Annotated in this window: 14 protein-coding genes; 6 read left to right on the forward strand and 8 right to left on the reverse strand. The window is 41.6% G+C overall.

What is annotated here, in order from left to right:
• Positions 1 to 70 precede the first annotated feature (70 nt).
• Positions 71 to 2,794 (reverse strand): valine--tRNA ligase, encoded by a 2,724-nt coding sequence (locus DP117_RS02235; protein WP_169216707.1) that lies wholly within the window; start codon positions 2,792 to 2,794, stop codon positions 71 to 73.
• A 63-nt stretch (positions 2,795 to 2,857) separates the two neighbouring features.
• Between DP117_RS02235 and DP117_RS02240 the strand changes: the two genes are divergently transcribed.
• The 3 genes from DP117_RS02240 (at position 2,858) to DP117_RS02250 (ending at position 5,662) form a co-directional block, all read left to right on the forward strand.
• On the forward strand, positions 2,858 to 3,283 hold the full coding sequence (locus DP117_RS02240; protein ID WP_169216708.1) for a GxxExxY protein: 426 nt from the start codon (positions 2,858 to 2,860) through the stop codon (positions 3,281 to 3,283).
• A gap of 47 nt (positions 3,284 to 3,330) precedes the next feature.
• The gene (locus DP117_RS02245) at positions 3,331 to 4,605 is read left to right on the forward strand and encodes an MFS transporter (protein WP_169216709.1); all 1,275 of its coding nucleotides are present in this window, start codon (positions 3,331 to 3,333) and stop codon (positions 4,603 to 4,605) included.
• An 88-nt stretch (positions 4,606 to 4,693) separates the two neighbouring features.
• On the forward strand, positions 4,694 to 5,662 hold the full coding sequence (locus DP117_RS02250) for a BadF/BadG/BcrA/BcrD ATPase family protein (RefSeq protein WP_169216710.1): 969 nt from the start codon (positions 4,694 to 4,696) through the stop codon (positions 5,660 to 5,662).
• A 77-nt stretch (positions 5,663 to 5,739) separates the two neighbouring features.
• On the opposite strand, the gene DP117_RS02255 is transcribed toward DP117_RS02250, so the two are convergent.
• Positions 5,740 to 7,977 (reverse strand): phosphodiester glycosidase family protein, encoded by a 2,238-nt coding sequence (locus DP117_RS02255; protein ID WP_169216711.1) that lies wholly within the window; start codon positions 7,975 to 7,977, stop codon positions 5,740 to 5,742.
• Between the two features lie 846 nt (positions 7,978 to 8,823).
• Here DP117_RS02255 and gltB point away from each other — a divergent pair.
• Positions 8,824 to 13,518: a glutamate synthase large subunit gene (gene gltB / locus DP117_RS02260; protein WP_169216712.1), complete on the forward strand. Its 4,695-nt coding sequence runs from the start codon at positions 8,824 to 8,826 to the stop codon at positions 13,516 to 13,518.
• Between the two features lie 291 nt (positions 13,519 to 13,809).
• On the opposite strand, the gene DP117_RS02265 is transcribed toward gltB, so the two are convergent.
• From DP117_RS02265 to DP117_RS02280, 4 genes are all read right to left on the reverse strand, one after another.
• Positions 13,810 to 14,691, reverse strand: coding sequence for a polysaccharide deacetylase family protein (locus DP117_RS02265; protein ID WP_211175872.1), 882 nt, complete (start codon positions 14,689 to 14,691; stop codon positions 13,810 to 13,812).
• A 1,162-nt stretch (positions 14,692 to 15,853) separates the two neighbouring features.
• A complete protein-coding gene (locus tag DP117_RS02270) occupies positions 15,854 to 17,299 on the reverse strand; it encodes a DUF2079 domain-containing protein (protein ID WP_169216714.1) in 1,446 nt (481 codons plus the stop codon).
• A 115-nt stretch (positions 17,300 to 17,414) separates the two neighbouring features.
• A complete protein-coding gene (locus DP117_RS02275) occupies positions 17,415 to 18,689 on the reverse strand; it encodes a mannosyltransferase family protein (protein WP_169216715.1) in 1,275 nt (424 codons plus the stop codon).
• Positions 18,690 to 18,800: 111 nt separating this feature from the next.
• On the reverse strand, positions 18,801 to 20,084 hold the full coding sequence (locus DP117_RS02280; RefSeq protein WP_169216716.1) for a mannosyltransferase family protein: 1,284 nt from the start codon (positions 20,082 to 20,084) through the stop codon (positions 18,801 to 18,803).
• A gap of 984 nt (positions 20,085 to 21,068) precedes the next feature.
• Here DP117_RS02280 and DP117_RS02285 point away from each other — a divergent pair.
• The gene (locus DP117_RS02285) at positions 21,069 to 22,265 is read left to right on the forward strand and encodes a 1-deoxy-D-xylulose-5-phosphate reductoisomerase (RefSeq protein ID WP_169216717.1); all 1,197 of its coding nucleotides are present in this window, start codon (positions 21,069 to 21,071) and stop codon (positions 22,263 to 22,265) included.
• Between the two features lie 1,296 nt (positions 22,266 to 23,561).
• Positions 23,562 to 23,759 carry a hypothetical protein gene (locus DP117_RS02290; protein ID WP_169216718.1) on the forward strand — a complete coding sequence of 66 codons (198 nt, stop codon included), beginning with the start codon at positions 23,562 to 23,564 and terminating at the stop codon, positions 23,757 to 23,759.
• A 103-nt stretch (positions 23,760 to 23,862) separates the two neighbouring features.
• Here DP117_RS02290 and DP117_RS02295 read toward each other — a convergent pair whose 3' ends face one another.
• Positions 23,863 to 24,363, reverse strand: a complete 501-nt coding sequence (locus DP117_RS02295; protein WP_169216719.1) for a thioesterase family protein — start codon at positions 24,361 to 24,363, stop codon at positions 23,863 to 23,865.
• Positions 24,364 to 25,003: 640 nt separating this feature from the next.
• Positions 25,004 to 25,348, reverse strand: coding sequence for a DUF1815 family protein (locus DP117_RS02300; protein WP_169216720.1), 345 nt, complete (start codon positions 25,346 to 25,348; stop codon positions 25,004 to 25,006).
• Between the last annotated feature and the right edge of the window lie 870 nt (positions 25,349 to 26,218).

A 26,218-nucleotide genomic window follows, 5' to 3' on the forward strand; every position in this document is an offset into this window, starting at 1 on the left:
GTCGTTAGTAGTTAACAGTATTTTTACAAAACTAACTACTAACAACCAACAACTAAATCATCCCTCAAAACTATGCTAGCCTACGTAGGCGATCGCGCAAAATTTCTGCTTGTTTTTCCGCCTCTGCTAAAGAATTCCTAGCTCCTTCTACCACGTCTGGTCGTGCTTGTTCCACAAAATTAGCATTATTTAACCTATGACTCAAAGCTTGAATTTCCCCTTCTATCTTCTTCAGGCGTTTTTCTATTTTGGCTTGCAGCACCTTGATATCAACAACACCAGCAAGGGGAAGTAGCACTTGCACAGTACCAACAACATCAGCAAACGTTTCTTTATTTTGCTCACCAGCAAAGACTAAATTCTCAACCTTTGCCAAATCTTTAATATAAGACTGTCCAGCAGTGAGAATTTGTCGTTCATTCTCGTTTTCAGTTTGCAAATTCACCGTCACTTTTATTGCTGGTTTCACATCCGCTTCTGCGCGCAAATTGCGGATTGTGCGAATTATACCAATCAGCAGTTCAAACTGTTCCTCCAAAGTGGGGTCAATTAAGTTTGTCTCAACCTCAGGGTAAGATTGTAAAGATAAACTTTGCTTAGAATCCTCGCCTTGTTGCGTGAGAGTTTGCCAAATCTCCTCAGTAATATGAGGCATGAAAGGATGAAGTAATTTCAAAATCCCTTCCAGCACATACGCGAGAGTTTGTTGTGCAGTGCGACGAGACGAAGATTCAGAATCTTTTTGCAGACGAGATTTAACAAGTTCAATATACCAATCGCAGAAGTCGCCCCAAAAAAAGTCATAGAGTCTCTTTGCTGCTTCCCCTAATCCATAGTTATCGAAATCATTATTGATTTGTTTAACAACTTGGTGGTAGCGAGAGAGAATCCAGCGATCGCTTAATTCACTCGCGATTGGTTTACCCAATTGTTGCGGCGTTTCCCCATCCAAATTCATCATCACAAACCGCGCCGCATTCCACAACTTGTTAGCAAAATTGCGGGATGCTTCCACCGATGACGACTCATCCGTCTTACGATTGTAATCCATGCGGATATCTTGACCTGCGCCAGCGACTTCCTTAATCAGGGTATAGCGCAGTGCATCAGTACCGTATTTGTCAATAAGTAGCAGTGGATCAACCCCATTACCAGCCGACTTTGACATCTTTTTATTATTTTCATCCAAGATTAAACCGTGGATGTAAACTGATTTAAACGGCATTTGCCCTGTAAAATGCCCGCCCATCATCGTCATTCTGGCAACCCAGAAAAAGATGATGTCAAAACCTGTCACAAGAGTACTGGTAGGATAATAAGTAGCCAAATCTGGGGTATTATCCGGCCAGCCCAAAGTAGAGAAAGGCCAAAGCCCAGAAGAAAACCAGGTATCCAACACATCTGGGTCTTGTTCTATCTTGACATTCTCCCCAAACTGTGCTGCTAACTTCTCCTGTGCTTCTGCTTCTGACTTCGCCACGACAAACGGCGTATTGTCAGTAATTTCTCCGCCTGTTTCACTTACCGCATACCAAGCAGGGATTTGGTGTCCCCACCATAGTTGACGAGAGATACACCAATCTTTCAGCTTCACCAGCCAGTCACGATACACCTTTGTCCAGCGTTGCGGGACAAACTGCGGAGAATTTTTCTGGTCGAGAAATTCTAGCGCATTATCTGCCAATGGACGAATTTTGAGAAACCACTGAGTCGAGAGAAGAGGTTCAATAGGAACTTTACCACGTTCACTGTAAGGAACCGTATGCTTATAATTCTCCACCTTCACCAAAAACCCGTCAGCTTCCAAACGAGAAACCACATTTTTTCTGGCAACAAAACGGTCTTGTCCTTGGAATGAACCAGCATTTTCATTCAGAGTGCCGTCCTTATTCATAATATTGATAAACGGCAGATTGTGACGCTTGCCCATTTCAAAGTCATTGAGGTCATGTGCTGGAGTCACCTTCACGCAACCCGTGCCAAAAGTGGGGTCAACCAACTCATCAGCAATAATTGGAATCTCCCGATTCATAATTGGCAAAGTCAACGTCTTGCCAATAAGATGCTTGTAACGCTCATCATTAGGATTGACCGCCACCGCAGTGTCACCCAGCATTGTTTCCGGTCGAGTTGTCGCCACCTCCACATAACCAGACTTATCCGTGAGAGGATAGCGGAAATGCCAAAGATTACCATCGACCTCCTTCGAGTCCACCTCCAAATCGGAGACAGCTGATTGTGACTCTGGACACCAATTTACCAGATACTGACCACGATAAATCAGCTTTTCTTCAAAAAAGCGGACAAAAGCTTCCATAACAGCTTTGGATAAGCCCTCATCCAAGGTAAACCGTTCCCGCGTCCAGTCTACCGAGACACCCAAGCGCCGCAATTGACCAACAATCGTTCCCTCAGATTTTGCCTTCCATTCCCAAGCGCGTTCCAGAAATTTCTCGCGTCCCAAATCGTAGCGAGTTTTCCCCTCTGCTTTGAGTTGCTTTTCCAGAATTGTTTGCACAGCAATGCTGGCGTGATCAGTTCCGGGGAGATAAAGGGCGTTAAATCCCTTCATCCGGTGATAGCGCACAAGGGTATCAATCAGCGAATTGTCAAAGGCGTGTCCCATGTGCAGGCTGCCAGTAACGTTGGGTGGCGGGATAACGATACAGTAAGATTCGCCACCTTTATTGGGATCAGCTTTATAAACTTGGTTTTCTTCCCAAAATTTTTGCCACTTGGCTTCTGTGGAGAAGGGTTCGTAAAGACTGGGGAGGTTAATGTTTGATGCGGTCATGCAGGGAAAAGGATACTGTGGAAGGACTTTTATAAATTTTGCCACAGGGTTAAGGAGTGTTTTATGGAAACGAACCGCCAAGACGCCAAGAACGCCAAGAAAAGAGAGCCAAGTGAGGAAGTGGATAGATTAGCGTATGCTGTGATTGGGGCGGCGATTGAGGTGCATCGGTTGTTGGGACCAGGATTTTTAGAGTCGGTTTATCACCAGGCTTTAGAGGTGGAATTTCGGATGCGTGGGATACCTTATATGTCTCAGCATCCAGTAAGTGTAAATTATAAAGGGCATTCCGTCGGTGAAGGTAAATTAGATTTTCTGGTTGATGATGTCTTGATTGTTGAATTGAAAGCTGTTGAGAACCTAGCCCCCATCCACGAATCCCAAGTAATCTCTTATTTGAAAATGACCAATCATTCCCTTGGTATTCTAATCAACTTCAACGTCCCTGTTCTCAAACAAGGTATCAAACGCATTATCCTCTCTTCTTAATCTTCTCTTGGCGTTCTTGGCGTCTTGGCGGTTCGTTAATTCAGTCAATGAAAAATCCAACAATGTCCCGTTCCCCTTGGACTTTCATCCCTACCCTATACTTTACCTCTGGCGTACCTTACGTCATCATCAACACAGTTTCTGTTATTTTCTACAAAAAACTCGGAATAGGTAATACTCAAATTGCTTTATGGACGAGTTTTCTTTATCTTCCTTGGGTCATCAAAATGTTCTGGGGACCTGTCGTTGATACTTACTCAACCAAAAGAACATGGATTCTTGCCAGCCAATTCGCGATGTTCTCTTGTTTGGGTTTGCTAGCTTTTTCTTTACAGTTTCCAAATTTCTTTTTTATCTCTTTTGCAGCTTTGACCATAGGAGCATTTATTTCTGCAACTTATGATATTGCGACTGATGGTTTCTATCTATTAACTCTAAATCCAGCACAACAAGCATTTTTTTCTGGTATTCGTTCACTTTTTTATCGATTTGCCGTTATCTTCGGTTCAGGATTTTTAGTTTTTTTAGCTGGTCAGCTTGAATTCTCCCTCAAAAATATTCCTTTAAGTTGGACTGTTGCTCTCAGTTTTTCAGCTTTAGTTTTAGCAATCCTGTTTATTTTCCACTATCTTATTTTACCTTACCCTGAGTTCAATTCTCAACACCAATCCCAAACAGTAAGAAACAGGATACCTTTTGGGAATATCATCGGTTCATATTTTAGACAGGAGAAAATTGGAGCAATCCTAGCATTTATCTTGCTCTACAGATTTGGTGAGGCAATGCTTGTTAAAATCGCCTCGTTATTTTTATTAGACAAACCAGAAGCAGGAGGTTTGGGATTATCAACATTAGAACTTGGTTTAGTCTACGGAACTTTTGGGGTCATTTCTCTAAGCTTAGGAGGAATTCTAGGAGGATTGGTCATTTCTAAATATGGATTAAAGAAGTGTCTTTTGCCTATGGCTTTAGCATTAAACTTGCCTGATATTTTTTACGTTTACATGGCTTATGCTAAACCATCACTTACATTAGTCTATCCCTTGGTTTCTTTGGAGCAACTTGGTTATGGTTTTGGCTTTACGGCTTTGAGCGTTTATCTTATGTATATTGCCAAAGGTCAATACAAAACTTCTCATTTTGCCATATCTACAGGCATTATGGCATTAGGCATGATGTTGCCTGGACTCATTAGCGGCTATATTCAGGAAAAAGTTGGATATCCATTATTCTTTATCTTAGTTTGTTTACTCACAATTCCTGGTATGATAACTCTATGTTTTATTCCTATAGAGGAAGAGAATAATCACTCAACAAGCTAAGCTAGATATTGCTCTTTTAGATAAGTATAGATGGCTGATAAAATAGAAAATTATCTGCGTTGCTCTGCGGTGGAAAATTAAAAATTATATGAGCTATGTTCTAGGAATTGATGGCGGCGGAAGCAAGACAGTTTGTATTTTAATGGATGATACAACTAAAGTACTAGGTCGTGGTGAAGCAGGAGCATCTAATTATCAAACTATCGGTACACAAGCAACAGTACAGTCAATTCAATCTGCAATTCATACTGCTGTAGTTGAAGCAGAAAAATTGACGAATATCAAGATTGAAGCCATTTGCATTGGGCTAGCAGGTGTAGGTCGTCCCAAAGATATTGAAGTCGTAAAAGGTATAGTACAAGAATTACAAAATAGCAGCTTGCTTCCGATAACTTGGGAATTACCTGCATCTAATATCATCATTTGTCATGATGCTTTAATTGCTTTAGTAGGGGGAGTTGGTTATCCTGTAGGAATTGTGGTAGCAGCAGGTACTGGTTCTATAGTTTTTGGGCGAAATCATAATGGACAGACAAAACGAGTTGGCGGTTGGGGCTATCTTTTAGGAGATGAAGGTAGCGCTTATCAAATTGCTGTTGCTGGTATGCAAGCAGCATTAAAAGCTTATGATGGACGAGAGATATCAACAAGTCTTGTTGAAGCGTTCAAACAGTATCTCGAACTTGCGACTATAGAAGATTTAATAGAAGTTATCTATCGACGAGGATGGGGTGTTAAAGAGATAGCTGCTTTGGCACCTATTGTTGATAACGTAGCAGCTTGCGGAGATGAAGTCGCTCAGCAAATTATCGATGATGCTGCCAAAGAGTTAACCAAAGCTACTGCTACAGTTATTGATGCAATTTTTAGTCATAATGCACGTTTTGAAGTCGTCACCACTGGAAGTGTGTGGCAAAGAAAATCGAGAATTCGTGATCAATTCACTGCATCTGTTCTCACTATCTTTCCTTCAGCAACAGTGATTTTTCCTCGATATGAACCTGCTTATGGTGCTGCATTGTTGGCGTTGCAAAGGTTAGCAGATAAAGAGATTTAAATTCTTTCTTTTGCCTTTTTATTTTTAACTTTTGACGTTCTTTGAAGTGACGGTGATTCCAGTCCAACTGCGCTATTTCACTTTTGACTCTGGACCCCGCGCTGTGGTAAAAATATACCAATACCGTTATGAACGCGAGCAGCTGTATTCGGGGAACGGTCAAGAAGTTGTCCTCCTAAGTAAAGACTGGTAGAACTACCACCATCCAAATTAAGAGCGTCTACACAACCTAAAAGCTGCATGAGTTGAGCATGTTCTGCTAAAGTAGGTCCTGCACCGCCAGCACGATTGTGTACAGCCGCAATAATCAGATTTCCTGTTGTTGTTGTACAAATACCACTACGAATAGCTTTTTGGGCAATAAAGGCGTTGCTAAATTTTTCGCTCTTTGCATCAAGCACTATTTGACGATTTTGCAATAACAGTGGCCCTGCTCCTACAATGTAGGGGTAACGGCTAAAAATATCAGGAGCCACAGAACTAGTAATTTTCATAGAAGAACCAACGGGTAACACAGCAGCATTGCTCACAACGTTACCTCGTAATGTTAGTAAATAGCCATCTTGTGGTATGGAAATGGCTATTTCACCAGCTTTACCTCCTGTTAGCTGATTGATAACTTGGTTTTTCTGCACAACGAGAATGATTTCATTGTCAGTTAGGGGAGTGTAGTTTGCTCCCCATACTCTGGTGTAACGAGCAATACCGCTCTGAACGTAACCACTATTGAGAGTCAAAATCGGCAATTGTAAATTGTTGTTGCCTGTTAGAATTTCTAACCAGTTGAGACGATTAATGTAAAATTGCCCAGAATCGTTCCAGGCGATCGCCCCTCGGTTAAGAATCGGACTTGATAACCATACACCATCCCGACGAATCGCACCCAAAGGTAATTGATTATTCCGGTTAAAATAACCACCGTTAATTGCTGCAACTGCTGAGTATTGTTGTGCAGTTTGAATTAAAGGAGCTGTACCTACTAAGCTGTTAGTCATGATCGAGATCGGTTTGACTTTTACCCCTGAGGTACGAGGATTAATTTCTAACCACACTATCGGAAAGCGTTCTTTACCTAAGTTGACAAACCGCTGTCGCCAGTTCAATCCTGATACCCATGTTATATTTCTTTCCACCATTGCATCTGGTCGAATTTCAATGATCAAACGATTGGGATTAGCGACAGTGGTGATCCGAGGAGCTAAATCAGAAGGAATATTTAGACGTATTATTGTTTTGTTGTTTACTACCTCCACCTGCTGTATGAGTGATGAGGATGACGAGGATGAGGAGGATAGGGGAGTATAGCGTTGTACCAATACTGGATTGGCTATTCCATCAAGGCTAATTATCCACTCTCTATTGGGTGGCGAGGAAGAAGGTGAGGACGATGAAAGAAGTTGTGTAGGGGAATTTCCCTCAACTTCTTGAAGTTGAGGTTTCTTGACTAATAGCCCTTGTGTCAGTTGCCAAGGAGTTGGATGATCCAAATCTACAATAACGCGATCGCCCTTCTTTGCCCAGCCAATCGAAGATTGGCTCCCTGAACTTTGTTCACGGGAAGTACGAAGTGCTTCGGGCATAGAGTCGGCGAAGCCATCGCCCACAGGTTGCTTATCCTGAGATATATTTGTGACTTTTGCGCTTGGTGTCGTAATGACTAAAGTGTTATTGGTAACTTGTGTCTGCCATTTGGCTGCTTTTGCAAAATTCGTAATATCTAGATATCGATGTCCTGTTGTCAGTAAACTTGTTAAAATAAATGGTTTAGTCTGAGGTGAAAACCATTGTGTTGGCTGTCTGTCTGGATTGCTGCTATCTAAGAAATCTACCCCGAAAAATTGTCTAACTGCTCCGTCGCTAAGATGAATACTCATCGAGCCTGTTTTTCCACGTTGCTGTAACCAAGCTCCAGATAAAATGCGACCATTGAGAGAAATTTGGTTACCATAAGAAATTACCCCTGGTAAAACAGGAGGTGGAGGTAATGGTTGCTCAAGAGGACTTACAGAGGAAGCAGCCCCCTGTTGAGGTTCCTTTTTTTGAGCCAACCGTTGTTGGGAAACGAAGAAACCAGGAGAAGTCTCTATGTTCCCATGTTTGTGTGTTCCTGTATCTTTACCAAGCGCATCGTCTGTTTGTCCCTGTGTCCCGTTGTTAGTTTCTAATAAGTACTGCGCTTTTGCATTCACACAGGTAGCTGTTAAATACAGTAGTGTCACCAATACTTGTAACACGAAAATCATGACATGCCTGCCATTGCTTTTATTCACAATAGCGCTCTTGTCTTGTTGGCATAAAGTTGGTATTTTTTCCATAAATTAGCAATTTACTCGCTCAAAGCAATTCCTGAAAGCACTGAATAACTCATCCAAGATGTCACTTTTGAGTATAAATAAAAATTTGTATACTCAAACTTCGTTGTCTACACTTACTTTTCATAGAAAAGCTAAGTACACCAGTTGTCAAAATCAAGAAATACTGACATGAGTTTTGCTGCTTAACGGGATGTGATATTGTATATATGGGCTTTTTATCTCTTGAAAACAATCAAACAAATTTCTTTCAGTACAACTATTCATCAGGACGAGCGCTAAGTGACATGAGTGCTCTTATATATCTGACAACAGCTTTAGTTGTCAAAATAAAAGTTATGGAATTTTCCATCCTCCCTCAGAATTGCTATGCAAGTCATGCTACCAGCAACACAATAAACAACAACCAGTCAACAAACTTTAGAAAACTTAAGTGTATATGGAATAGGAATTGTCAAATGATCTGATAGTGTAATACGCTAATTTTGTTACCAAATCGTGATAATTGTAAATTTAAAAGTAGTGAAGACATATGTTTGAGTTTTTTTCAGGTAAGCCATACAAGGCAAGACCTGGAAATCAGCCCTCGTCGAGAATCTGAGAATTTGAGGAATCGAATTTTATAGACAAAAAACTGCTGGGGCAAAAGTCGTCTCCTTAATTGAGCAGAAACACAAAAATAACGAGAAGATTTTAACACGGGGACAGCGAAATAGAACCCGCAGTTAAAATTTTTTTTCCCTAATTTTCAAGTGATTCTGTATTTGTTCATATCTCTTCATTTCTGATTTAGCAAAATTTCTTAACAAGAAGTTGTAAAAATTGTAACCAAGAACTCAGGGGTGGTCTATGAATCAAAAACGAATGAATCAGGGACAGAAAATGACATCGTTAAATGCTTCCTCAAGGTGTAATTATCAAGGACAAAGATGGCTTGTAGAGGAACGAGATGCCTGTGGTGTGGGTTTTATTGCCCATCGCCAAAACTATGATAATCATGAAATAATAGAAAAAGCTTTGGCTGCTTTGACTTGCTTGGAACACCGAGGCGGTTGTAGTGCAGATCAAGACTCTGGTGACGGCGCAGGAATATTGACCGCCATACCTTGGGCGTTATTCCAACAAGATTTTACAGCACGTGGAATACAACTTCCCTCCACACAAAAGACTGCTGTGGGGATGATATTTTTACCCCAACAGCCACAAGCAGCACAAGAAGCACGTGCAGTGGTCTCGCAAGTCGCGGAGTCGGAAAACTTTACTGTACTGGGCTGGCGAGTTGTACCAGTGCAATCAACATTTCTAGGGGTACAAGCAAGAGAAAATCAACCTCAAATTGAACAAATCTTTTTAGCTTCTCTAGATAAAAGCGGCGATGAACTAGAACGTCAACTGTACATCACCCGCCGCCGAATTGGTCAAGCGATTCGCAATACAATCGACTGCAATTGGTCAGAAGACTTTTATATTTGCTCCCTATCTAGCCGCACAATTGTCTATAAAGGCATGGTGCGTTCGGCTGTCTTGGGAGACTTCTATGACGATTTAAAAAATCCAGCTTACACAAGCGCTTTTGCAGTCTATCACCGCCGCTTTAGTACCAATACCATGCCCAAATGGCCCCTCGCTCAACCTATGCGGCTTTTGGGACATAACGGAGAAATCAATACTTTACTAGGTAATATCAACTGGATGATGGCACGAGAAGCCAGTTTGTATCATCCAGTGTGGGGCGTTCGCATCAACGAACTCAAGCCATTTGTCTACATTGACAACAGCGACTCAGCTACTTTAGATAACGTGTTCGAGTTGCTGGTGCGTTCTGAACGTAGCCCATTGGAAGCCTTGATGATTATGGTTCCAGAGGCTTATCAGAATCAGCCGGAGTTGCGTAATTACCCAGAGATAGTTGATTTCTATGAATACTACAGTGGTCTTCAAGAAGCATGGGATGGACCAGCATTGTTGGTGTTTAGTGATGGGCGCAAAGTTGGTGCAACACTAGACCGTAATGGCTTAAGACCAGCTCGTTACTGTATTACCAAGGATGACTATATAGTCGTGGCTTCTGAAGCAGGAGTCGTGAATATAGATGAAGCTAATATCCTCGAAAAAGGTAGACTTGGTCCTGGGCAAATGATTGCTGTGGATTTAGAAACTCAAGAGGTGCTGAAGAATTGGGAGATTAAGCAGCGCATTGCCCGAAGTAAACCATACGGTGAATGGGTGCGCCAGTACCGCCAAGAACTCAAAACATTATTGAGTGAATCGTCAGCAGTTAATGGTCATGGTGTCAATGGGAACGGACATTCCACAACTCACAAAATTGAAAGACAAGGCTTGCTGCAACACCAAGTCGCCTTCGGTTACACCACAGAAGATGTGGAAATGGTGATTCAACCAATGGCGATGGAAGGTAAAGAGCCAACTTTCTGCATGGGGGACGATATTCCCTTAGCAGTATTGTCTGAAAAATCTCACCTGCTTTATGACTATTTCAAACAGCGTTTTGCTCAAGTGACGAACCCAGCGATTGATCCCTTGAGAGAAAGCTTGGTTATGTCTTTGAAGGTAGAACTGGGTGAACGCGGTAACTTACTCCAACCACAGCCAGAATATGCGCGCAGAATCAAGCTGGATTCACCAGTGTTGAATGAGACAGAATTGGAGGCTATTAAGTTATCGGGATTTGCAACAGCAGAATTATCCACCCTATTTGAAATTGCCACACGTCCAGAAGGATTAAAAGCAGCAGTTCAATCTTTGCAAGTACAAGCTGCTGAATCAGTACGCGCGGGAGCTAAAATACTCATCCTTAGTGACAGGATAAGTAATGGGATTGATACTGAATACACCTATATTCCCCCTCTACTTGCAGTGGGAGCAGTACACCATCACCTAATCCGCGAAGGACTGCGGATGAAAACATCCCTCGTTGTTGAGACAGCGCAGTGCTGGAGTACACATCACTTTGCCTGTCTAATAGGCTACGGTGCAGCTGCTGTTTGCCCGTATATGGCTTTGGAGACTGTGCGGGATTGGTGGTTTGACCCGAAAACCCAACAGTTCATGGAACGGGGTAAAATCACAGTCATCAGTTTGGAGCAGGCGATCGCCAACTATCGCAAAGCAGTAGAAAGTGGTTTGCTCAAGATTCTCTCGAAAATGGGGATTTCCTTGCTCTCTAGCTATCAAGCCGCACAAATCTTTGAAGCAATTGGGATTGGACAGGATTTATTAGAGTTGGGATTCTATGGAACAACTTCCCGCATTGGTGGCTTGAGTATTAGCGAACTCGCTCAAGAAGTGCTGGCTTTCCACAGCAAAGCTTTCCCAGAATTAACGACTAAGAAGCTAGAAAATCTAGGGTTTGTCAATTACCGTCCTAACGGCGAGTACCACATGAACAGCCCAGAACTGGCGAAAGCGTTGCACAAAGCCGTTGATGGAAAGAAATACGATCACTACGAAGTTTATAAGAAGTATCTCGCAAATAGACCGCTGACAGCGTTGCGTGACTTGCTGGATTTCCAAGGCGATCGCTCACCCATTTCCATAGAAGAAGTCGAGTCTGTCAGTGAGATTGTCAAGCGCTTCTGTACTGGTGGGATGTCATTGGGAGCATTGTCAAGAGAAGCTCATGAAACTTTGGCGATCGCCATGAATCGTCTTGGTGGTAAATCCAACTCTGGAGAAGGTGGCGAAGATCCCGTACGTTACAAAGTCCTCGATGACGTCAACGAGTCTGGTCATTCGCAAACCCTACCACACTTAAAAGGATTGCGCAATGGCGACACCGCTAGCAGTGCAATTAAACAAGTCGCGTCAGGACGCTTTGGTGTGACACCAGAGTACCTGATGAGCGCCAAACAAATTGAAATCAAAATCGCTCAAGGTGCAAAACCAGGAGAAGGTGGACAGCTCCCAGGACCAAAAGTCAGCCCCTACATTGCGATGTTGCGGCGCTCTAAGCCTGGAGTGACACTGATTTCACCACCGCCGCACCACGACATCTATTCGATCGAAGACTTGGCTCAGCTCATTTTCGACCTGCATCAAATTAACCCAAAAGCTCAAGTATCGGTGAAGTTGGTCGCAGAAATTGGTATTGGTACCATCGCTGCTGGTGTGGCGAAAGCAAACGCTGATATCATTCAAATTTCTGGTCACGATGGTGGTACGGGAGCCTCACCACTCAGTTCTATTAAACACGCCGGCTCTCCGTGGGAACTCGGTTTAACTGAAGTGCATCGTGTGTTATTGGAAAATAGCTTGCGTGACAGGGTGATTTTACGCGTAGATGGTGGCTTCAAGAGTGGCTGGGACGTGCTGATGGGCGCATTGATGGGCGCAGAAGAATTTGGTTTTGGTTCGATCGCCATGATTGCTGAAGGTTGTATCATGGCGCGAATTTGCCACACTAATAACTGTCCCGTGGGAGTCGCTTCTCAGAAAGAAGAACTGCGCAAGCGGTTTACCGGAATACCAGAACACGTTGTCAACTTCTTCTACTTTATTGCGGAAGAAGTTCGTAGCCTCTTAGCAAGACTTGGCTATCGTTCTTTATCAGAAGTGACTGGACGTGCTGACTTGTTGAAAGTTCGAGAAGACGTACATATAAATAAGACAGCTGCGCTGAATCTAGATTGCTTGCTTGGGCTACCAGATACAAGAGAAAATCGCAGTTGGTTAGTGCATGAGCAAGTCCACAGCAACGGCGTGGTTTTGGATGACCAATTACTGGCTGACTCAGAGATTCAAGCTGCTATCCGTAACCAATCTTTTGTCACCAAAACAGTTACAGTAGTAAATACCGACAGAACTATTGGCACACGGTTAGCAGGGTTCATTGCTTCCCAGTATGGCGACAATGGCTTTGAGGGACAAATTCACCTAAACTTCAAAGGGAGTGTTGGGCAAAGTTTTGGTGCTTTCAATCTTCCCGGTATGATTCTTACTTTGGAAGGGGAAGCAAACGACTACGTTGGTAAGGGAATGAACGGTGGTGAAATCATCATCAAACCCCCAGCAAATGCGAGTTATGACCCTGCACAAAACGTGATTATTGGCAATACTTGCCTTTACGGTGCGACTGGAGGTGTTTTGTTTGCTCAAGGTTTAGCCGGAGAACGTTTTGCTGTACGCAATTCCAAGGGAACAGCAGTCATTGAGGGGGCAGGAGATCACTGCTGTGAGTACATGACTGGTGGCGTGATTGTTGTTCTGGGAAAAGTGGGACGCAATGTTGCAGCTGGGATGACAGGCGGATTAGCCTACTTCTTAGATGAAGATGGTTTGTTCCCTGAGTTAGTCAACCGGGAAATTGTGAAACTCCAGCGGATTATGACTCCTGCTGGTGAAAAGCAACTGCAAGATTTAATTAAAGCTCATGTTGAACGTACAGATTCACAAAAGGCGAGGATAATATTAGAGAATTGGCAAGAGTTCTTGCCTAAGTTCTGGCAATTAGTTCCGCCTTCTGAAGCGGATAGTTCACAAGCTAATCCCCAAGTCGTGGAAGAAAAACAGCTCAGCTCAGTTTAGTTTGAAATTTTATAGTACTCTTGTACTATAAAATCTGGGAAACTTGGTAGGTGGTAAATAGAACCACCTACCTTGAGCATGTTATCCCATGTCATTGTTGATTTAAAGGCTTTTTTGTGTAGTCGAAGTCGTTCGCTTTTGTAGTTTTCCCGAAAGATCAATCCTCGAACCGAACACGAGTGGATAAAGGAAGTCATGTTTGTATTCAAGATACAAGCCGCTGAATAAAGCACAACTTTATATAGAATTGGTATGACTTGGTTCTTGTTACTTATTAGTAATAACTAAGAATTATTTTCTATTACTCTTTCGTGCTGCGGCCAACTGTAGTTCTTGGTTCTCTATTTCAAATAGTTCTGGTATAGTAACAAAACGATAACCTTGTTTCCTAAAATTGCTAATAATTTGCGGTAAAGCTTGTACAGTTCTAGAGCGATTTCCACCGCCGTCATGCATTAATACAATTCCACCTGGTTTGGAATCCCTCATGACGTTTTTAATTAATCTTGGTACAGCCGGACGACTATAGTCTACAGAGTCAGCAGACCACATAATTACAGAATAGCTTCTGTTTTTAGCATAACTAACCAAACCATTATGCATCATTCCACCAGGTGGTCTAAATAAAGTGGTTTTTGCACCTGTCAGTTCATAAATTAAGTCTGTTGTGCTGTCAATTTCAAATGCCGCTGCCTGTGGGTTAAAATAGTGATACCAATGATGCCAAGTATGATTGCCAATCACGTGACCTTCTGCTACAATTCGTTTCCCTAGCTCCGGATAAGTCTTCAGCATCCGTCCAACAACGAAGAATGTAGCCTTTATATTATTTTTTTTCAGGATATCCAACACCTCTGCAGTAGATCCAGCCCAAGGACCATCATCAAAAGTAAGTGCAATAACTTTTTCTCCTTTCGTCAGTTTTGCACTCTGGATAACAGCACCTTGAAAACGCGATGGTATATTGTAGGAGAATCCCTTTGTTTGTGCTTCTTGCTGCCAACTTGTCAGCATCGCCGCCTTTAATTTTTCCATGCGCTGTTGAGTTCCTACTTTGGCTGCACCATCCTTCGTGTTTGTCGCTTGTTTTGTCTGAGCTTCCGAAGTACTTGGATTTACAGGCATAACCAAGCCAATGCTTAAACTAGCGCAAAAGCCAACGAGGGCAATCAGTATTCCATGTGACCAAACATACGATTTATTGGTTTTATTGGTTTCCACGTCAAAGCTCCTTGGGGTGGAATTATGATTTATGTGTATAACAGCGTGCTCTCGCACATTTTCTCTATATACTTAGATACTTAAGCGGTTTCTGGTAATCTTAAAAAATTTAAATACAGATTAGCAGAAATATAAGAATTAAGCTGATAAATAAAACAGGTTTAGAGGAAACCAAGACGATTTAGCTTTAAACTAACATATCCACTAATAGTTAGAAGTTATGAGAAACCTTTGTCATAAATTATATTTTGCATTGTTTCTGTTTAAGTATGAGTCACAGAAATCACACTGTGTATTTTTCTGCTAAATATTCTACTGCTAAAAGTTATCTAAGACAGAAAAAAAGTTAAATTTTTAACTGATTGTCTGTAATCATTAGCCAGATAAAATGTTGTGGACATAGTGGACGCTCATAAACCAAATAAAGTTTCTCATGATCAAAGGTATCTTTTTCCCGGAACGCAGAATGTATTGAGAATTATACTTCTCTCAGTACATTTTGACTAAGAAATTGTATGTAATATTTTTGAAATACTAATGTTTCAATTAAGAAATTCATAAGTTTTTCCTAATTTTATTTAGTGACTTTAGTAAGCTAAAACACATATTCGTTGCACAATCACTTATGAAAGTCGTTGACGGCTGACAGTCAACAGTCAACAGTACACGCTCTCCACGATGGAATATACAACTTTTTAGTGAAACAGCTTTGTGAATCTACAACCACAAATTTCCTAGGATTCTTACTTCATTCTTATTCAAGTTTCATGTTTCTGTTTTCAGTAAAAGTACGGAAAATATAAGAGATTACTATGAACGAAAGTCTTTGTAATGATGAAAGAATGTGGTAAGAATTCAGGAGTCAGAATTCAGGAGCGGAGCAAGGAAAGCTCCGCCTCCGGTCAGAAGATTTAAAGAATCAAAAAAACATTTGAGAAATTAATTTACCAAATATACTGGATTCCTAGTATATTCTGACTTCTGACTCCTGGGTGCTGAATTCTTACAGAATGTGCATTGATTAATGCATATAATTTAGTGGAAACTATGTGATAACATACACTAATAAATACTTTGTTTCTTAAAAAGAATATTTTGATAGGATAATTAAGAGTTAACCTTTAATCATCCCTACTTTCGTAGATGAAATACTACTGCGAAAAACTCCTTTCACAAACAAATACACACCGTCTTGTTGGTAGCGCAGTTGAAATAACTGAGTCTTTTTAAGATTATTTACTAAGTTGGCAGCAAACTCTTGATCACTTTGCCAGCCAGGATGACTTAAATTCAACAGTATATAGTCAAACTTTGCCAAATTAGCAGGTGGTAACTTGGCGCTTGTCAACTCGACAACTGGTCTATGTGTGATGTGTGGGGCAATCTCAGCAGTTGTCAAAACAGGTCCTTTTGTTTGGACTAGGGCAACTGCCTGTCGTGTTGCTTGCCAAGTGTCCAGTGAATCTGAGTAGATAGACCAGAAGTATCCGTATTTGGCTAAAGCAATAAATGCCACCAAAGACCACAATATTATATTTCGTTTATTGCGTAACCATCCCTGACCTGTAGCAAGGGTAGAAATAATGCTTAATACAAGAAATGGTACTGCTGGTAGAGAATACTGATGGATCAAATCTTTTTGGAGTGGGTAATCGGCAAGAAGATTCATCAGCAAAGTAGGAAAAGCACCAATCAAAGGCAGCATTCCTTGCAGTGAAAGTCCCCAAATCACAGGCGCTAGTAACAGCAGCAAATATCCTAGGTTAGTGAGTGAAAAAACTTGTCCCAACACAAGTCCTGGGTTGAGGAGTAAATTTTTAGCAATCTCTGGAAACGAGTTTCCCAAATAAGCATATCGAGAAATATGGCGTTCCACTGACGCCGCTTGAGTACCAAAAAAGGGGATGACAATTTTAGTTGCTATGACAAACCAGATGATACCGCTTGCGAGAGCGATCGCACCACATCGTCGTTTCTTTTCAAACACCAGTAGCCAGACTCCCAGTGCTATGACTGTTAGAGATAATACAGCTTTACATCCTAGCACCAGGAAGATACATAAACAAAACCACCCAATGCGTTCCAATCTAGCTGCTAAAACAGCTCCTAACAACGCTGGCACAGCAATCACTTCTGGGTGGAAATCAAAAAGATTAATATTGAATACCAGCGGATATAGCAAATACACTGAGGCGATCGCCATAGCTTGTCCAGTCGTAAGACCAGCATGACGCGCTAGATGCCATATAGGTAAAGCAGCTAATGCCAAAGCGCCTGCTTGGATTGCAAACAACCAGTAAACGCTGGGGTATATTTTATAAAATAAGGCTAAAACATAAAAAATCCAAGCGGCATGGTCACCAAGAATGTGGAAACCAATGAGAGAAGAAATCGGTGACTGTCCTTGACTAATTAAGTAAATTGCTTGGTCAAAAATGCCTAAATCAAAAGCAGTTGACTGAAACAACTCATGTCTTAAACTGCTGCACCCAAATAAAATCAGCGCACTCACGCCAATCATCCAAAACACAGGATTAGGCGAAATCAGTTTTTTGTTCATCCCCATTTGTTCATCTCCTTGTCCCCTTGTCCCCACTCGCTGACGCTCAAATTCAAAATTCTAATTTTGAACTTTGAATTTTGAATTTTGAATTATTTATTCCCCTCGTCCCCATCTACCCTACCCAAAGTTCTTGAGCAAATCGAACAGCAAAGCTTGCCAGTAAGATAGTAAAAAATAACAGCGTTAGGTAACCCCAACGAGGATAGCGAGACAATAGCACACCAAGAGCAACACTTGGAGACACAATACCGTACACCAGACGACTTAAAGAGATAGTGCTTCCAGATGCTAGCAACAAACCTACACCGCAGAAGCCATAGATAACAGTGACGGGAGTCAATTGAGCGCGTAATTGCCATAATAAGTAGGCACTGCCAAAAACAGCAACTGTGTTAATCAACGGATCGCCTGCTAGTATCCACGCAAGAAAGACCAAAGCAGCAAAGCCATAGTCCACTTTCTGTGAACCTAATTGTTTACGGAAGTACCATAAACAAGAACCAATGCCAAGAATCATCGTAAACAATAAGGGATGCAGGGGGTCTTTAATCCCGCCATGCTTCCAATTCAATGTCCCGACTGTCACTTGCATCAGCATTTTCCACCAATCCAGCCAATCAAACCCTAGCGAGGATCGCCATCCCCGCTGTGCATGAAGAAATCCCAAAGGGTCGCCAAATTGAATCGCACAGTAGATGCTGAAAAGAAGTAGTCCAGCCGCAGTGGCAAAAGACGCAAGGTAAGCAATAGGGGGTCTGCGTTGTTTCCAAGCTGCTAAGACAAACGCTGGGATCAATGCCATCCCTGTCGGACGTGTTGCTGTAGCCATTGCACCCCAAAAGGCAGTCCAGCCATACTGCTGTTTATCAAAAGCTCGCAAAGCTGCTGTACTCAATAATAGATATAGCCCTTCAGTGTAAATCACTCCTGCAAATAGTGATAATGGACACCAAGCAACTATTGCAGTTGCCCACCGCGCCGCACTTTCACCAGCTTGTCCCTTAACCCAAAAGTATAAAAAGTAAAGTGCTGCAAAAAAAGCTAGATTATTGACTAGCGTCCCTGCTATTTCAAACGGCAAGCCCAAGTTCATCAAAACTCGGATAATTAAGGGAAACAGGGGAAAGAAGGCAAGGTTGTGTCCCTTACCATCATTCACAAATTCATATCCGGAAGTGACAATTGCACGGTAATGTCCGCTGTCCCATGCATGAAACACTCCCCAACCAAAAGTGGTGGGAGTGCTTCCGGGTGGTACTGGTAGCAATGGCGCAATCAACAACATTGCAATCCAGATGAGGAGTCGGCTAGTAAGCCACATGGCTGCTGGAAACAAGAAGGTTTTAGTCCATAAAGCTTTGCTCAAAAATGTCTGACCTTTTATCATAAGTTTGAGTGTTTACATGCGGGGTAGGGTGTAGGAATCTTTTTTTGAATTTCTCCGGATTGCGAATGCGTGAATTATCAAAGTCCTACACCAAATAAAATGTTTTTTAGGTTACCCCACCCAAAGTTCTTGGGCAAATTTAAGAGACAGTCTGACAAGTAAGATAGCAAACAAAACCAAACTTAAGTATCCTTGACGAGGATGGCGAGACAGAAAGACACCATAAGCCACACTCAATGATACAAGACCGTAAGCTAAACGACCCAAGGATATCGTGCCTCCAGAAGCAAGCAGCAAACTTATGCCACACAAACCATAGATAACAGTGACTGGGGTCAATTGAGTGCGTAAATGCCACAACATATAAAGACCACCCAAGACCATAACTGCATTCAGTAAGTTATAGATAAACCAATCGTCTCCTAGTATCAAAACAAGCAATAGTAAACCATAAAAACCGTAGATAACAAGAGAATTAAGGTTCTTACGGAAGCGCCACAGACAAAAACCATAGCTGACAACAATCCCAAAACACAGAATATGAAAGTAGTATTTTGTACCAATTTTTTCCCAATGAGATGTGCCGACAGTAATTTGCAATAGCATATCCAACCAACCCTGTCCATCAAATCCCAACGAGGGTCGCCATCCGCGTTGTGCATGGATAAATGCAAAGGGATTGCCAAATTGAATTGTACAGTAGAGGCTAAATAGAAGCACTCCAATTGCAGTGGCGCAGCCAGCAACGTAAGCCATTAAGGGTCTACGCTGTCTCCATGCGGCTAACAAAAATGCTGGTATGAGGGCTAATCCTGTGGGACGTGTTGCCGTTGCCATTGCACCCCAAAGGATAGTCCAGTGGTATTGCTTTTGATCAAAAGCTCGCAAAGCTGCAGTACTCAACAGTAAGTATAGCCCCTCAGTATAAATGACTGTGCCAAACATAGACAACGGACACCAAGCCACCACAGCAGTTGCCCAACGCGCCTCCTTTGTGCCGCAATGTTCCTGTATCCAAAAGTAGACACAATAAAGCGCTGCAAAAAATGCCAAATTGTTTATGAGCGTACCTGCTACTTCAAATGACAAACCAAGGCGCATGAAAACCCAAATAGTCAGAGGAAATAGAGGAAAAAATGCAAGATTATGTTGTTTCCCATCATCGGTAAATTCATAACCAGATGTTGCTATCGAATGGTAGTGTACACTATCCCATGCATGAAACACTCCCCAACCAAATTGAGGGGCACTCCCTTGTGGTGGTGCTGGCAGATGTGGAACAACTATCAACATAGCCGCCCAAATAAATAATCTGCTGGCAAGCCAGATTACCGTAGGAAAAAGAAAATCATTTTTCCATAAAACTTTTTTGATAAATATTTGAGTTTGAGCCATAAGCTTGAGTGTTATTCAAACTCCTCTATGAATCCACATACCTATGGCTGTCATTTGGTTATTTTTTAGTAAAATTGCGCACATCCCACTCCTCCACCAAAATGAGTAACTAGATAAAAATAACCATAGCTGAAAACTTTGTCAGCTATTTACTATCAGTAGTTAGAATTTAGCTAATATCAATACTATTCTAAGCAGTTATATTTAACTACATAGTGTATATAAACACATTTTTAACTCCTGAAAATTAACTTGCAAAGAAGTGTAGAGACACAAGGTATTCTTTTTGTACAGATATTATATAGTCCTCACAGTTAGGTAATGAACAAATGTTTGCTAGAAACCATACTTCCCACCTCTTCCCTAAGCAAAGTCAAAAATGCCAAAGACACAAAGGGATGATGGTTTGTGTTTATTTCTTTCATACCTTATTTGAAAATGCTGTAGGAGAGATCAATTCAAAAATTCACCTACACCCCTACTACTCTGTTAACTTTGAATTGACAAGTTTAGGTAGCACAAGGCAAGACTTGGTAGACATTCTTAAAAATTTCCTCCTCAAGTGAACCTTGATACTCTAAGCTGTCGCGCTTATGATTATGCATCTTTATAACCTGGATTTAGGCAAAAAAACTCGGTTAAGAGCAAAAATCGTCTGTTTCGCTACCAAAGACGAATGAAGAAACCGGGTTTCTCGCAGATGGTGCGTAAGCCCTATTAAGTTTGAAGAAAAACGTCAAACCCTCCCTCTCTCACTCCCGCACTCCTTCACTTCCCACTTATAGGCATAAGCGCTCACTACACTCTATCCCCCTTTGCATATCTTTATTTTTGGAAATAATCGCTCAATTCCTTTGCTCATCTTCTAATTTCCTCATCTATCAATTTCCCTATCAGCCTAAATCAGTAAATTGGATGCCAAGACGCTTACTTGTGTATCCCAAGCAATTTATATTAATGTTGTCTGTCAATTCTTAAACAATTGTGAAAGCAATCACTCTTCTTGGTTCCACTGGTTCTATTGGTACTCAGACTTTAGACATTGTTGCTCACAACCCTAATCAATTTCGGATTGTGGGTTTAGCCGCCAGAAACAATGTAGAATTATTGGCTTCTCAGATTCGGCAGTTTCGACCAAGTATAGTAGCTATCTGCTCAGAAGAAAAGTTGCCAGCACTCAAAGAAGCAATCAACGACTTTGCTCCCCAGCCGATTATACTGGCTGGTGAGGCTGGAGTTATTGAAGTTGCCCGCTACGCAGATGCCGACACTGTTGTTACAGGTATCGTTGGTTGTGCTGGGTTGCTACCTACTATCGCAGCCATTGAAGCTGGTAAAGATATCGCCTTAGCAAACAAGGAAACCTTAATTGCTGGAGGTCCCGTAGTTTTACCTCTCATTAAAAAACATGGTGTAAAATTATTGCCAGCGGATTCAGAACATTCTGCTATATTTCAATGTCTACAAGGTATTCCAGATGGAGGTTTGCGACGAATTTTATTAACTGCATCTGGTGGTGCTTTCCGTGATTGGACAGTAGAAAAGTTAGCACAAGTCACAGTTGCTGATGCTATTAAACATCCCAACTGGTCAATGGGGCGTAAAATTACTGTTGATTCTGCGACTTTAATGAATAAAGGTCTGGAGGTGATTGAGGCTCACTTCCTTTTTGGGTTGGATTACGAGAATATTGAGATTGTTATTCATCCTCAAAGTATTATTCACTCCCTGATTGAACTACAAGACACCTCTGTTCTTGCTCAACTTGGTTGGCCTGATATGCGCTTACCTTTACTTTATGCTTTGTCTTGGCCTGATCGTATCTACACCAACTGGGAACGGCTAGATTTAGTAAAAGTTGGCAGTTTAACCTTCCGTGAACCAGATCATCAGAAGTATCCTTGCATGAAATTAGCTTATGCAGCAGGGAAAGCTGGTGGTTCCATGCCAGCTGTATTAAATGCAGCTAATGAGCAAGCTGTGGCTTTGTTTTTAGAAGAAAAAATTCAGTTTTTAGATATCCCTCGGTGTATCGAATGGGTGTGCTCACGCCACCAGAGCGATAATCATCCAAATCCTTCTTTAGATGACATTTTAGCAGCAGATAAATGGGCAAGGCAGGAAGTTTTAAAAGCAACTGAAACCTTGGAAAATCATTCGCGTATAATATCTTTGCGATAAAAAACGACTAACAACGTTAGATTTTCATTGTCTCTCCGTTCAGCGTTCAGCAGTAAGCTGAACGCTAAATTATTTTTATTCGTCATTTTTACCTTATACTAATGTATAAGAATATGAGTATATAGTTCTGTTATTTCTTATTAATTGCGTAATTTAGTCCTTTATTTATCACTCATGACAAGTAGCCGTCATGACGAATTCGTCACCAGAACAAATGAACAAATCATTATCCTTTTTTCTTTCCTTTTGCTCTGGAACCCTTTGCCCAGGAGGCTTTTTCAAGCTACGTGGAGAGAATTCAACGTCAAATGCAAACCAATGAAACCCTGTAAGACAAAGGTTTTTCCTTTTGTCTTCTATTTACAGAGAAAAAAGAATAAGTCATTTTTGATTGCATAAGTTTTTTCTATAGACTTTATCAAAGTCTTATACAAAAAATTAAGAATCAAAACTTAATATCTTTTTTAAAGAAGGTTTTGCGGCATACTAATTTTTCAGATTTTTTAGTGTATAGTAATCGCAGAACAACTACGGGAAAAAGCTCCAGTCAACTCAACATTCTCAGCGAAACATTGCTGAGCGATGAGGAGGTTTTGTCTGTAGAGGTTCCACGTCAGTTGCTACTTTACAGGTAGTGACTGGGGTTGCCGAGAACTGAATTTAAGGTTTTCACATCTGTACTCTTTGAACAGTAAGTTGCTCTTATAGTGCAGACTATGGTTGTGGAGTTCCACTTGAGAACGCCACTTGCAACAACGGGGAAGACCCCATCCGGGTATGCGCTCCTTTGCATATCTGGAAGGCAAAAGTTGTGCGTTTTCTGTGGATTAATGCGTCCGTTTCATCGCTCGTACTGAAAAACTGCGGTGCCCTTCGGGAACGCGGGTCGCCTCTGTCGGGAAACCAACGCCAGATACCTACGGAGGGAGACCCTCCTGCAGTACTGGCTCCTCCTGCAGCGCTGGACTCACCTCATTACAAGTTAACGGGTAAGAAGTCCACAAACAGGCGCGGAAAAATCGCACAAATGTTAACTGGTATACAAAAATCACAATCTTTCATAGGGCGATTTTTCCGGAGGCACCGCAGTTTTTCTAGGTTTTTACCCAACCCCGCAAGGACGCAGTGGCTGCCCTATCAAGAGCGCTGAACTCACTCAGGGTGCAGTGGCTTCTCAATGCTCACCACGACTCAATTTCAACAAGAGAGACTTTATGTCTGTCATGGTTACACTCATAAAATTTTCTCTCTTCTAATACCTTCATTGGTAAGACTCTGTTTGAAAAAGGTGTATCTATGTTTGCTACCCTCATTGTGTCTTGGATTGTTTATACACTATTAGTAAAAGTCGTGAAAACGACGGTGAAAACTGCGTTTATTAGTGCTACTACTATTGTTTTATTGCATGCTGGTCTTGGGGTTAGCCCTCAAGATATTTGGCATCAAATAATACAGTTAATTCAAGCCTTCTCTCAAGTCATTAGAGTGAGGTAATATCGCTTTGGATGTTAATCGTCATTAGTCATTTGTTGAGTACAGAAGACAAAAGACTAATGACAAAAAACAATCCTCACTAATTAATTTTACGTGTGCCGAATTACTTATTTGTTGACGCTGAAAGCCTTATCAAAGCATCCATAACAGTCGTAGGCAACTGACGCATAATCTTACCTCTATCTTTGTCTACTGCTACTAAAGTAACCTGGGCAGTGACATATAGTTCTTGCCTATCTAGTGATTCAATTGTATAATCCCAGTTAATACGGACACCACTCACTTCAGCCATGCGCGTTCTTACAATCGCTCCCATACCCAATTGAAGCTGACGATGATAGCGTATTGAGAGTTCTACAACTGGTAAATCACAGCCCAAAGCCACTAAATCAGCATATTCGATACCGATAGCTCGCAAGCATGCTACCCGCGCTTCTTCCAACCAAGCTATGTAGGAACCATGCCAAACGAAACCTGCATAGTCTGTATGATGTGGGTTGACTCTGATGGGATATTCAAACCAATTTTCTAAAGAATTACTTGCTGGAGTGTCAATTGCAGTGGTTGATGGAAGTTGTGGTTGTTGTGATTTTTCCTCTGACATATGAAAGTTTTTTAAAGCAAAAGATAGACTTTCCAAATCTGGAATAGCATAAAGTTAGACGTCTTGTGCAATTTATTCATCTAGTCAGTAGGTGGGCACGAATAAACATAACTATGTTGGCGCAAACCTCCGCAGGAATTACGCTGTAATGCGTGTACTTTGCGCTTACGCGGCGTTCGTTGCCTGGCTTCGGCTGACCTTCCTGTAGCAGGTTGTTGTCATCATCGCCCACAGCACTGTCCTCCCCAACGCACAACCTCACCAAGGGCACGCTGACTCACATGCTACGTCCAGACACACCACCAAATCTCACCGAAAATCCTGAACAGCAATCGTATTGCCTATTATTGCCCATTATTGGGCATCATTTATTTTGATTGGAAATGGTTTGTAATTCTTTTAGCTAGCTCGCTCATTTACGTTTATGCGTTGCTGCCGATTGTTAAGATGCCTACCAAAAATGTCGATGAATATTCAACAACTATTGTAACTAATGACGCGCTGATACCACAGTGGTCATGGTAGCAATGTCAATAAGCTTTGAAATAACGTATTAAAGTTATGAGTTACGAGTTATTAGCTAATGTTACGATTTTTTAACTGTTAACTTTATAACTCTGAACTCTTAACTTTTTACTGTCTAACACCGCTTAGCCAAAATTTTGTTACTTACACAGCTTGGTACGGGATGCTTGACTATATTGGCAAGTTCCTGTAACTGGTTCACTGCCTCTGCACCCTCTAATTTCATTAATTCACGATCATCGCGCATCTCTGTCCAAGTGATCCCGTAATCAGAGACTAAAAAGCGAATGAGATGGTTTTCTCCCAGGCTAACCATAAACGAAGCACTATTCATCTGGTCACCGCAGGTGTAGCATGACGCAGGATACCCACGCCTCTCTAGAACAATTGCTAATGCTTGCAAGTTCATCACTAAGTCCTGGACGAATTGCCGATGTTGTTGTGCTAGTCTCAAAAACATTTTTCCCTCCAAACACCACAGTTATTTGGTCTGTTTTATATTTTCTTTAGATTCTTCCACCAACTGGTATTGTAAACTATCCATTACAATTCACAGATACATATATATTTATGAATTAGCTACCTAGCTTAGGGTAGTCGATATAGATATTCAGTGTCGTATCAAAGTATTCAGTTTGTAGACCCGAAATATCGAACAGAATAACTAAACTTTGTCTTATCTTTACAAAATCAGTCGAAGTAGATGGTACATTTAAACAATCCGCTATAAGGCTAACTCATATTTAGCACAAGTCAACTCTAAAAAATACCGATTTTGCATTTTTTCTCAGTGACTTTCTGAATATAGTTGCTACTTTTTCCTTCTACAAGGCAGCTGTATGTCTTTTCGGATTGTTTAAAGACGCAGTTATCAAAATCAAGTATGTCACAGTGATTAAGTCACAGTGATTAAGCAATGTAAAAATCTTAAGCTATCTATACCAACTTCTCCACCAGAGTATGGCGAAACTGGTAGATGATCATGGTTGTTTAAGGTTCTCGCTTGAAATAATTCACTTGTGACAGTGCGAAATCCTGAAGATTTTTACTCAGTAGTTAAGACTCAGCAATCAGCGCTACCGTTAGGAGTTAACACTCTTGGTATAGGAGTCACAGCGTTACCGAGGACACTGCCAAAATGAGGCAGTGCAGGACTGTTATCTGTGGAGACGCACAAGTCCGGTGTTGTTCACAAAATAGCGTCTGGTGGAGGAGATAGAAAGTGACATCAAGCGACTGCCAACCTTGACGGTAGCTGTCTGTAAGAGAAAATCTCCTTATCCACAATCCCAAGTGTAAAGCCCAAATCGTTTGACTTAAGACTGACAAT

Origin of the sequence: Brasilonema sp. UFV-L1, from assembly GCF_012912105.1 — a bacterium.
Classification (GTDB): Bacteria; Cyanobacteriota; Cyanobacteriia; order Cyanobacteriales; family Nostocaceae; genus Brasilonema.

Coding starts and splice junctions, on each gene's coding strand:
- DP117_RS02235 (WP_169216707.1), bottom strand. CDS start 2,794: ATGACCGCATCAAACATTAACCTCCCCAGTCTTTACGAACCCTTCTCC.
- DP117_RS02240 (WP_169216708.1), top strand. CDS start 2,858: ATGGAAACGAACCGCCAAGACGCCAAGAACGCCAAGAAAAGAGAGCCA.
- DP117_RS02245 (WP_169216709.1), top strand. CDS start 3,331: ATGAAAAATCCAACAATGTCCCGTTCCCCTTGGACTTTCATCCCTACC.
- DP117_RS02250 (WP_169216710.1), top strand. CDS start 4,694: ATGAGCTATGTTCTAGGAATTGATGGCGGCGGAAGCAAGACAGTTTGT.
- DP117_RS02255 (WP_169216711.1), bottom strand. CDS start 7,977: ATGGAAAAAATACCAACTTTATGCCAACAAGACAAGAGCGCTATTGTG.
- gltB (WP_169216712.1), top strand. CDS start 8,824: ATGAATCAAAAACGAATGAATCAGGGACAGAAAATGACATCGTTAAAT.
- DP117_RS02270 (WP_169216714.1), bottom strand. CDS start 17,299: ATGAACAAAAAACTGATTTCGCCTAATCCTGTGTTTTGGATGATTGGC.
- DP117_RS02275 (WP_169216715.1), bottom strand. CDS start 18,689: ATGATAAAAGGTCAGACATTTTTGAGCAAAGCTTTATGGACTAAAACC.
- DP117_RS02280 (WP_169216716.1), bottom strand. CDS start 20,084: ATGGCTCAAACTCAAATATTTATCAAAAAAGTTTTATGGAAAAATGAT.
- DP117_RS02290 (WP_169216718.1), top strand. CDS start 23,562: ATGTTTGCTACCCTCATTGTGTCTTGGATTGTTTATACACTATTAGTA.
- DP117_RS02295 (WP_169216719.1), bottom strand. CDS start 24,363: ATGTCAGAGGAAAAATCACAACAACCACAACTTCCATCAACCACTGCA.
- DP117_RS02300 (WP_169216720.1), bottom strand. CDS start 25,348: ATGTTTTTGAGACTAGCACAACAACATCGGCAATTCGTCCAGGACTTA.